This is a genomic window from Lutibacter sp. (genome assembly GCF_030692605.1).
Lineage (GTDB): Bacteria > Bacteroidota > Bacteroidia > Flavobacteriales > Flavobacteriaceae > Lutibacter.
This window is the reverse complement of sequence record NZ_JAUYUD010000050.1, coordinates 1-5,489: the sequence shown is the minus strand read 5'-3', so window position 1 is coordinate 5,489 and position 5,489 is coordinate 1. Positions and strand designations below refer to the sequence as shown.

Here is a 5,489-nt window from a genome sequence, read left to right as displayed (position 1 = left end):
TTTTAATTGGATAAATGAAAAAACTCAAATCCAAAATGCAAGTAAAGTCAGGTCGTTTAAAGGTTTAATTGTACATATATTTGGAAAACTTGCTGCTTGTTTTTTAAAGCCAATTGTTAACCCTTAATTCGCATTAATAATAAATAAAAAGTCAAAACCCATACTCATTCCAGCAGAAGTTTTAGCTAAAGCATTCCAAGAATTTAGGATTGCTTCAGATTTCGACAAGTCTTTAGCGAATTCAAATGATATTATTCCAGAAGGAGCTTCAGTATTTTTTAAAGGAGCGTCAAAATAGCGCATGGTTAAAAACATAATAATCAAAGAAACAAGCAATATGATTGTTAGTTTTTTTTCTGAAGGTTTTGAAATATTTTGAAAAGGAGAAATAAACATATTTTAAGTTGTTTAACAGATGATTTTTAGATTTAGGGAGTCCGTTTAAATTTCAGGTTTTTTTCTGAACACTTTTTTATAGGCTATTTTTTTCTTTTTCTCTAATCGCTTTTCAATGCTCGATTTTGTTGGTTTCGATTTTTTTCTTTTTTTAGGAACTTTTAATCCTTCTACAATAATGTTTAAAAAACGAGAAATAGCAATTTCTTTATTTTTATGCTGACTTCTACTTTCATCACAAGTTAAAATTAACACGTTTTCTTTAGTAAGTTTTGAACTTAAATTTTTGAATAGTAGTTGTTTTTCTTCATCATTTAGTTCATTTGAATTTTGAAGGTTAAATGTTAATTCTACTTTTGATGAAACTTTATTAACGTGCTGACCTCCAGAACCACTACTTCGAATAAATTTAAAACCAAGTTCCTTTAATAGGTTTTCAATAATCATTATAACCAATATTAGAATCCGTTTGTTGATGGTGTAAAAAATGTAAATCGATGTCGCCTAAATTTTTTGAAAAGCTTATTAAATTGGTTTTTTCCTTCAAAATTTTATCAATTTCAAAAACGGCATTTTCAAATCTTGTTTCTTTATTTCCTCGCAATAAAATATAAGGCCTGTTGTATTTTTTTAACGTATTTTCAAATGCATTAAACATTTTTAATCGTAAACCTGGCCTATCTCTTAAATCATCTTCTTCCCAAGGAGTATCGATGTAGGTGAGTAAATATAAATCGTAGGTATTTTTAACGGCAGCTTTCTCTAATTCTGGCTCTACAAAACCACCATAATATTCTTCAGAATACACTTTAGTTTCTAATAAATCGGTATCACAAATTAGAATTTTATCAGCTTTCCTTGCTAAGTCATTTTCCAATTTCATTTGCCCAATAGCAATAGGGATTAAATCGGAATGTTCACACGTTTTTCGTTCATTATTCCATTTGGTTTGCAGGTAATCTCTTGCAAATTCAGGAGCCCAAACAGTATTATAATAACGAGCTAGTTGTTTAGAAAGTGTTGTTTTTCCTGTGCTTTCGGGTCCAAATAGAACTACTTTAACGATATTAATTGGCTCTTGTTCAAGTGCTTTTTCCATGACATGTATCCTAAAATTGCTAATACTAAAAATAGGCTATATTGAATTCCTGTAAAACCGTATCCTTTAACAAAGTATAACGGAATTGAAACTATGTTTCCAGCAATCCAAAAAGTCCAATTTTCAATTTTTTTATTGGCCATAAGCCACATTGCGGCAAAAAAGATGCCTGTTGTAAAGGTATCTAAAAATGGTGTAATTTTTCTAAAATCAATTAAATTACCTGAAGTTATATTTGTATAGGCATAATTTACACTTTCAGAAAAGTTTAAATTATTTGGCATTACATTGTAATACCTGTACACCATAATTACAAAAATAGATGTAAATAAAAAGATACCAAAAGCCTTAAATTTATCAAGTGTATTTGTTCTTGATATTGGAATGTGATTTTGTTTATCATCTATAACTTTGCTCCACAAATACCAACCATATAAACTCATAATGGTATAGTAAATATTTATAATTAAATCGCCATACAAATTCCACTGAGCCAATAAATACACATAAATTGCGGTGCTAATAATTCCTGTAGGAAACACCAAAATATTTTCTTTTTTGGCATAAAAAACACTTATTACGCCAAATAAAGCTGCAATCAATTCTAATAAAATGTTTAGGGTTGAAGCGGTTTGATAAGGTTCTGTAAAAAAGTGAATTAATTCATTCAAAAGGTTAGTTTTTAAAGTCTATTTTATTTTCAAAAGCTGTACCCACAACAACAATATCAGCTCCATTTTGGTATGCGTTTTCGAGTTGAATTTTATTTTTAATTCCTCCTCCAACTATTAATGGAATGGAAATATTTTCTTTTACTTTTTTAATTATATCAATATTAACTAGGTTTTTAGCCCCACTTCCAGCTTCTAAATAAATTAGTTTTTTACCTTTATACTCACCTGCAATTGCTGTGTTTACTGCTAATTCAAAATTATTTTGAGAAATAGGTAAGGTATTACTAATTTTTAAAACAGATGAATTTGTTCCTCCATCTATTAAAATATAACCTGTTGGAATAATTTCTAGGGTTGAATTTTTTAAAAAAGGAACTGCTTTTATTTGTTGTTCAATTAAATATTCTGGATTTCTACCAGATAACAACGATAAAAATAAAATGGCATCAGCATGATTAGTTACTTGAGAATAATCGCCTGGAAATAAAACTATAGGAAGGTTTGTATTCTTTTTTAATGTTTCTACAAAAATAGCAGTAACACCATTTTCAACAAAACTTCCACCAACAAAAATGAAATCAGCACTTAATTTAATGATTCTTTCAACGGTCGCAGGGATTTCGTCTAAAGTACACTTATCGGGATCTAATAAAATAGCAAGAAGCTTTTTTTTATTTTTAATGGAAGAGTGTATGTGTTCTAAAATTAATTTATCCATTATTAAAGTTGCTCTATGGCATAAACTAGGGTGAAATTTTCTATTTGTTCAAAATGAATATCGTAATTTTTATCCCAATTTTTCACTTTTATATAACCAGTTGTTTTTTTATCAGCAATTTTAAATGAGTTGATATCAATATCGTTTTTAAATGTTAATCCACCATGAGGATAAATTTTATAAAGTGATTCTTTTGCTCCCCAAATTACAGTAAGTTGTTCAATATAATCATCGTCCTTATGAATAAATCCTCTTTCGAAGTTGACAAATTTGTGTTGGATAATTTTAATTTTTTCTCTTGTTTTTTCAATATCAATTCCAACTGTAAAGTCACTAATTATTATTGCTGAAAAAGTAAATGAATGTGTTATTGAAATACGCTTACCATTTTTTAAGTGAGGTTTTCCGGTATCAGTATAAAATAAATCATAGTCTGTATACCCAGCAGCTTTTAATAAATGGCGAACACTTAAAAATCCACGCCTATGTAATTCAGATTTCATAGAAAGCAATCTTTTTTTACTATTGGCTGAGAGCGCTATATTTTCTGATAAAGCATCAAATGACTCCTCAATTTTCCATATGAAAATTGAAGTATATTTATTTGGTTTAGTAGTTTTAAATAAAGGCATTTAGTTTATCAAATGGATTTTGTACTTTTGCGAAATCTAAAATAACAAAATTTCAGTTATTTTAAATGAACCAACAAATTTAATAATTATGAGTACAGAAACATCAACTTACGTGCAATATAAAGTAAAAGATATAAATCTTGCTGAATGGGGACGTAAGGAAATTCAATTAGCTGAAGCAGAAATGCCAGGGTTAATGAGTTTAAGAGAAGAGTATAAAGGTAAAAAACCTTTAAAAGGAGCAAGAATTGCAGGTTGTTTGCATATGACCATTCAAACAGCTGTTTTAATTGAAACATTAATTGATTTAGGAGCTGAAGTAACTTGGAGTTCTTGTAATATATTTTCAACACAAGATCAGGCTGCTGCGGCAATTGCCGCTACTGGAGTTTCAGTTTATGCTTGGAAAGGGATGAATGAAGAAGAATTTGATTGGTGTATTGAACAAACATTGTTTTTTGGTGAAGATAGAAAACCTTTGAATTTAATTTTAGATGATGGTGGAGATTTAACTAATATGGTTTTAGATAGATATCCTGAATTAGCAGCAGGAATTAATGGTTTATCTGAAGAAACTACTACTGGTGTTCACCGTTTATACGATAGGGTAAAAGCTGGAACATTACCAATGCCTGCAATAAATGTAAATGATTCTGTGACTAAATCTAAATTCGATAATAAATACGGATGTAGAGAAAGTGCGGTAGATGCAATACGTAGAGCAACAGATGTAATGTTAGCTGGAAAACGCGTTGTAGTTTGCGGTTATGGTGATGTTGGAAAGGGTACAGCAGCTTCTTTTAAAGGCGCTGGATCTATTGTGACAGTTACTGAAATTGATCCAATATGTGCGTTACAAGGGGCAATGGATGGTTTTGAAGTAAAAAAATTAAATACCGTTGTTGGTAATGCGGACATTATTATTACTACTACAGGTAATAAGGATATCGTTCAGGAGAAACATTTTTTAAAAATGAAGGATAAAACAATTGTTTGTAATATTGGTCATTTTGATAATGAAATTGATATGGCTTGGTTGAATAAAACCTATGGAATCACCAAAGTTGAAATTAAACCTCAAGTAGATATTTATACAATTGGTGCCAATGAAATTATTATTTTGGCCGAAGGAAGGTTGGTAAACTTAGGTTGCGCAACTGGACATCCAAGTTTTGTTATGAGTAATTCTTTTACAAATCAAACCTTAGCGCAATTGGAACTTTGGAATAACAGAGATGCTTATAAAAACGAAGTTTATATGTTGCCAAAATATTTAGATGAAAAGGTAGCTCGTTTGCATTTAGCAAAAATTGGTGTTGAGTTAGAAACGTTGCGTGAAGATCAAGCTAAATATATTGGTGTTGAAGTTGAGGGACCATACAAACCAGAATATTACAGATATTAGAAATATTAAAATAATATTGAAAAAAGCTTCGTTCCTATTAGGTAGCGAAGCTTTTTTAGTTATTTTTGTAATCTAGTTTAACGGGGATGTAGCTCATCTGGCTAGAGCGCTTGACTGGCAGTCAAGAGGTAGTGGGTTCGACTCCCATCTTCTCCACATTTTTAATCAGGATATTCTTTGTTGTTAGTGCAACTTCTGCTTCAAATTCACCTTTTAAAACCGCTACTTTTCTTAAGCAGTATTCTTAAGTATTTACTTTGCAAGAGTTGTCTTTTAAAATAGACACTTTTCTTAAAATATTTGTCATTTTTTCAAAAAAGTTTCCTTTTTTATTTTATTTACTCTAGAATCTTTTTATTAAATTGCTTCGAATTTTTTAACTGATTTAAGTCATAAAAATAATAGTTGCATTACTATAGTTTTGTTACTAATGCGAATTAAGGGTTAAAAATCACAAGAAAAAAGCAAAAAATTTATGATAAAAAGCAATAAAATATTTGCATAAAAGCCTGATAATCAGTATATTTATAGTGAATTTCAAACATTATAAAAAACATGATTAATC

At 29.5% G+C, this 5,489-nt stretch carries 7 protein-coding genes and 1 tRNA gene; 2 read left to right on the top strand and 6 right to left on the bottom strand.

Going from position 1 to position 5,489, the window contains the following annotated elements; genetic code table 11:
- Positions 1–123 precede the first annotated feature (123 nt).
- The 6 genes from Q8S45_RS04900 to Q8S45_RS04875 are packed head-to-tail and all read right to left on the bottom strand — an operon-like array spanning position 124 to position 3,519.
- A complete protein-coding gene (locus tag Q8S45_RS04900; RefSeq protein ID WP_305601783.1) occupies positions 124–396 on the bottom strand; it encodes a hypothetical protein in 273 nt (90 codons plus the stop codon).
- 45 nt (positions 397–441) lie between these two features.
- Positions 442–843, bottom strand: a complete 402-nt coding sequence (arfB, locus tag Q8S45_RS04895; RefSeq protein ID WP_305601781.1) for an alternative ribosome rescue aminoacyl-tRNA hydrolase ArfB — start codon at positions 841–843, stop codon at positions 442–444.
- Positions 833–1,495, bottom strand: a complete 663-nt coding sequence (locus Q8S45_RS04890) for an AAA family ATPase (protein WP_371132983.1) — start codon at positions 1,493–1,495, stop codon at positions 833–835. Before Q8S45_RS04890 ends, arfB begins: the two co-directional genes overlap by 11 nt.
- Positions 1,450–2,166, bottom strand: coding sequence for a nicotinamide riboside transporter PnuC (pnuC, locus tag Q8S45_RS04885; RefSeq protein ID WP_305601779.1), 717 nt, complete (start codon positions 2,164–2,166; stop codon positions 1,450–1,452). The genes Q8S45_RS04890 and pnuC overlap by 46 nt, the downstream gene beginning before the upstream one ends.
- Before the next feature lie 4 nt (positions 2,167–2,170).
- Positions 2,171–2,887, bottom strand: a complete 717-nt coding sequence (locus Q8S45_RS04880; RefSeq protein WP_305601777.1) for a geranylgeranylglyceryl/heptaprenylglyceryl phosphate synthase — start codon at positions 2,885–2,887, stop codon at positions 2,171–2,173.
- Between the two features lie 2 nt (positions 2,888–2,889).
- Complete coding sequence (locus Q8S45_RS04875; RefSeq protein ID WP_305601775.1) at positions 2,890–3,519, bottom strand: 4'-phosphopantetheinyl transferase superfamily protein; 630 nt, start codon at positions 3,517–3,519, stop codon at positions 2,890–2,892.
- An 88-nt stretch (positions 3,520–3,607) separates the two neighbouring features.
- On the opposite strand from Q8S45_RS04875, the gene ahcY reads away from it, so the two are divergent.
- Positions 3,608–4,924 (top strand): adenosylhomocysteinase, encoded by a 1,317-nt coding sequence (ahcY, locus tag Q8S45_RS04870; protein WP_305601774.1) that lies wholly within the window; start codon positions 3,608–3,610, stop codon positions 4,922–4,924.
- Between the two features lie 82 nt (positions 4,925–5,006).
- A tRNA-Ala gene (locus Q8S45_RS04865) sits at positions 5,007–5,080 on the top strand.
- Positions 5,081–5,489: the final 409 nt, after the last annotated feature.